Annotated in this window: 1 protein-coding gene and 2 pseudogenes; all 3 read right to left on the bottom strand. The window is 71.5% G+C overall.

Translation table 11 applies throughout. The features are described from left to right. Window positions 1-91: pseudogene (locus tag AB0P06_RS36610) on the bottom strand (roadblock/LC7 domain-containing protein); the annotation flags it as partial. A 10-nt stretch (window positions 92-101) separates the two neighbouring features. Beyond that, window positions 102-3,527 carry a nitrate- and nitrite sensing domain-containing protein gene (locus AB0P06_RS36605; RefSeq protein WP_363615292.1) on the bottom strand — a complete coding sequence of 1,142 codons (3,426 nt, stop codon included), beginning with the start codon at window positions 3,525-3,527 and terminating at the stop codon, window positions 102-104. Between the two features lie 401 nt (window positions 3,528-3,928). Continuing rightward, a pseudogene (locus AB0P06_RS36600) lies at window positions 3,929-4,030 on the bottom strand (ATP-binding protein); the annotation flags it as partial.

Raw genomic sequence — 4,030 nt, 5'->3', positions numbered from 1 at the left:
CCGCGGAGACCACCACCGTGTGCGACACCCCGGGGGTGTTGTCCACGAAATTGGTGATCAGCCAGTTCAGGTTCTGTGCGGCCTGGCTCATCTGACTCAACTCAACGCTCCTGGTGGTTCGAGCCGCCGAAGAGATCGGTGCTGCGGTTCGGCTGTCCGTTGCCGGACGGGTCTACCTGATCGGGGTCGATCCGGAAGCTTCCGGTGCTGCCGGCGCTGCGGCCCTGCTCCACACCGCGGCGCAGGTTGGTGAGGCGTCCCCGAACCTCCTCGGGGCTGCGGGAGACCTGCGGCCCGTCCTGCGGGGTGGGCTTGGCGTTGCCGGCCACCAGGTTCTGCTTGGGCACCCGCCGGGGCAGGCCGGACGGGGTGGTGCCGCCGGAGGCGGGCTCGCGCAGCTGCTCGGCGCGCTGCCAGTCGCCGTCGTTGGGCGACTGCCAGGCGGCGGTGGCCGGGCCGGTCGGGCCGGTGGGCCCGTAGCCGCCCAGCGCGGACACCTCGTGTCCGCGCGGTTCGGTGGGCGCCGAGGTGTCCTTGGCGCCGGCGAACCAGTTCGGGCTCTCGCCGGTGCCCCGGCCGTCGCTCTGCTGGGCCGGGTTCAGGCCGCCGTTGCTCAGCTGCTGGCCGGGACGGCGCTGCGGCAGCCCGGACGGCAGGGTGGCGGTGGGCTCGGCCGTGGGCCCGGCGGCGGGCAGTGCGGGCGGCTCCGGGGTGTACGGGTGGCCCGCGGGGGCCTCCTCGACCGGGTGGCCGTACTGCTCGTCGGCGTAGCCGTCGTAGCCCTGGTAGTCCTGCTGGTCCTGGTAGCCCTGCGGGGCGTACTGGTCGTCGGCGTAGCCGGACTGGTCGTAACCCTGCTGCGGGTACTGGCCGTAGGCGTCCTGGCCGTACTCGTCGGCGCGGCCGTACGACCCGTCGGCGTACTGGCCGTCGCCGTAGCCGGACTGGTCGTAGCCCTGCGGGGCGTACTGGTCGTCCTGGCCGTACGGCTGGTAGTCGCCCTCGGACCGGTACCCGTCCTCCTCGACCTCGGCGTCGAGCACCGGCGGCTCGGTGGCGTGCGGGCCGGCCTCCAGGGCCGCGCGGCGGACCTGGTCGAGCCGCTGCGAGCGCTGGACGGCCTCCAGGGCCGGGCTGAAGCCGGTGCTGCCGGCGTTGCCCTGACCGGTGAGGTGGTCGTCGAAGCCCAGCTCGGCGGCGCTGCGCGGACCGTCCTGGGGGGCGCCGGCCCAGTCGGGCTGGGCCGGCTCCTGGTCGGGGAAGATCCGGGAGACGGTGAACTGCTCCTCCGGCTCCGGCGCCGCGCCCGTCCGGGTCAGGAACGGCGGGATCATCACCAGCGAGGTGGTGCCGGCCGACTCCCCGGACGGGCGGAGCTGGACGCGGATGTCGTGCCGCTGGGAGAGCCGGCCGACCACGAACAGGCCCATGCGGCGGGAGATGGTGGCGTCGACGGTGGGCGGCTCGGCGAGCTTCTCGTTGATCTCGGCGAAGTCCTCGGCGGTGAGGCCGATGCCCTTGTCGTGGATCTCGACCAGCACCCGGCCGTCCGGCAGGCGGGTGGCGTTGACCAGCACCCGGGTCTGCGGGCTGGAGAACGAGGTGGCGTTCTCCAGCAGCTCGGCGAGCAGGTGGACGAGGTCGGTCACGGCGGCGCCGACGACCTCGGTCTCGGGGATGCCGGCCAGCTCGACGCGCTCGTACTGCTCCACCTCGGAGGCGGCGGCGCGGAGCACGTCGACCAGCGGGACCGGGGTGTTCCAGCGGCGGCCGGCCTCCTCGCCCGCGAGGACGAGCAGGTTCTCACCGTTGCGGCGCATACGGGTGGCCAGGTGGTCCAGCTTGAAGAGGTTCTCCAGCTGGTCCGGGTCGGCCTCGTTGTTCTCCAGGTCGGTGATCAGCGCCAGCTGGCGCTGGATCAGGCTCTGGCTGCGGCGCGACAGGTTGGTGAAGATCGCGTTGACGTTCCCTCGCAGCAGCGCCTGTTCGGCGGCGAGCGCCACGGCCTGCCGGTGGACCTGGTCGAAGGCCCGGGCGACCTCGCCGATCTCGTCCTTGCCGTGCAGCGGGATCGGGGTGACGGAGGTGTCCACCCGGTCGGGGTCGGTCTTGGAGAGCTTCTCGACCAGGTCCGGCAGACGGTGGTCGGCGATCTCCAGGGCGGCGTTGCGCAGGGTGCGCATGCCGAGAATCATCGAGCGGGCCACGTAGCCGGTGAGCACACCGGCGAGGACCAGCGCGGCGAGCACGATCGCCGAGTTGAGGATGGCGTCGTAGAGCGCGTTGTCCTTGAGGTCCGACGCGTCGTCGAGGACGTCCTTCAGCAGCGCGACCTCGGTGGAACGCAGCGCGGCGATGTGGGTGTTGGCGGCCTGGTTCCAGTTCTCCGGGGTCAGACCGGCGTCCTTGGCCTCCTTGTACGCCGCGTCGGCGGCCGGCTTGCCCCGGCTGTAGCCGTCGGCGGCGGCCTGGCTGTACGCGTTGCCGATGGCCAGCAGGCCCTGCATGGTGGGCGCGCTGCCGTTGGGCATCCGGTAGGCGGCGCGCTGATCGGCGTTGGCCTGGGCGACCTGGGCCTCGGCGTACTTGAGGGCGTCCTCGGGGGCGCTGCCGGTGTTGAACTCGGACAGCGACACCTGCTCCAGCTTCTGGGAGACCAGGAGCTGCTGGATCAGGTCGGTGTTCTCGTACCGGGTGGTGGCGTTGGACGTGATGCCGACCAGCAGGTGGAGCATGAGCGCGCGCTGGGTCGAGGCGGAGGCCTTGGCCAGCGACATGGCGTAGATCGCGCGGCCCTTGCTGGTCATGTTGGTGCTGCCGAGGCCGACCGAGTTGTCGTAGGCGAGCAGCGGCGCGGCCATCACCGAGTACGCGGACTGCGTGGCGGTGGCGAACAGCTCCTTGCCGTAGGCGACCTGGCGCAGGTGCGGCAGGTCGGCGACGAGGCTCTGGAAGGTGGCGTGGCGCCGGGGCAGCTCGCCGGACCGGTCGGTGGCCTCGTAGGCGGCGTTGTAGGCCTTCAGCGCGGTGTCCGTGGTGGCGCGGCTCCTGGTGACCTCACCGGTCGGGTCCTGGCCGGTCAGCAGGGGTATGAGCGTTCGGTCGCGCTCGTTCTCGAGCGCCTCGGCGAGCTCGGTGGCCGCCTGGGCGAGTTCGGCCGTCTTCTCGGCGCGCGAGGCCTTGATGAAGCCGTCGACCGAGGTGTTGACGCGCAGGCCGCCGAAGACCAGGGCGATGACGACCGGGATCAGCAGAATCGCGATCAGACGGGCGGGCACGCGCCAGTTGCGGGGCCGGACGAAGTCGTAGCGGCCGCCGCCCTTGCCGCCGCCGTCGGCCTCCGCGGAACCGCCGCCGGTGCGGCGCTCCTTGGACGCGGCCGGGGGCTGCGGGGCCGGGGTGACCGGGGGGCGTTCATCGGCAGGGGTGAACGCCGAGAATCCGGCCGGGTCCGTTGCGGTACCGTTCGGCTCGCTCTGGCGGGGCTCGGAGCGCCGCTGCGGGGCGACTTGCTGCTTACGCCTCACTCGACAACAACCTCTCGGCCGGCATGGCGGCCATGGATCAATCCAGCGCTACCCCTAGCAGCTGCCCGCTGCCGGGTGGGACTGTCGTACGGGTTTTAGGGGTAGCTGGAATTTCAGCACGTGCAGGGATGAGGGACAAACAGCTCTCGGTTGCCGCCCGCTGCGGCACATTTGGGACATTCATCAACATGATGGCGCAAAACCGTGGTCTTCTGGCGCTGAGTGGCGTGGACGAGCTACGCGGAGTCACTGTTGATCACAAAATGCCTACCGAACTGTTATCGGCTGCTTATGCGTGGGTCTTGCGCGGTGCCCCGTGACGACACCCGTCGTACCCGGAGGTGCCCCGGCGGCCCGTCGTGGACAACGGGCCGCCAGGGCCGCCGACCTGCGGTTCCGGCTCAGCGGAGGCGGGCGAGGAGGGCGTGTTCGACGAGGGTGATGAGGGCGCTTTTGGCGCTGTCGCGTCGTCGGGCGTCGAGGGTGATGACGGGGGTGTCGGG

The organism is Kitasatospora sp. NPDC088351 (assembly GCF_040685575.1).
GTDB lineage: Bacteria > Actinomycetota > Actinomycetes > Streptomycetales > Streptomycetaceae > Kitasatospora.
The sequence above is the reverse complement of the archived record's forward strand: the minus strand, read 5'-3'. Positions and strand labels throughout refer to the sequence as shown.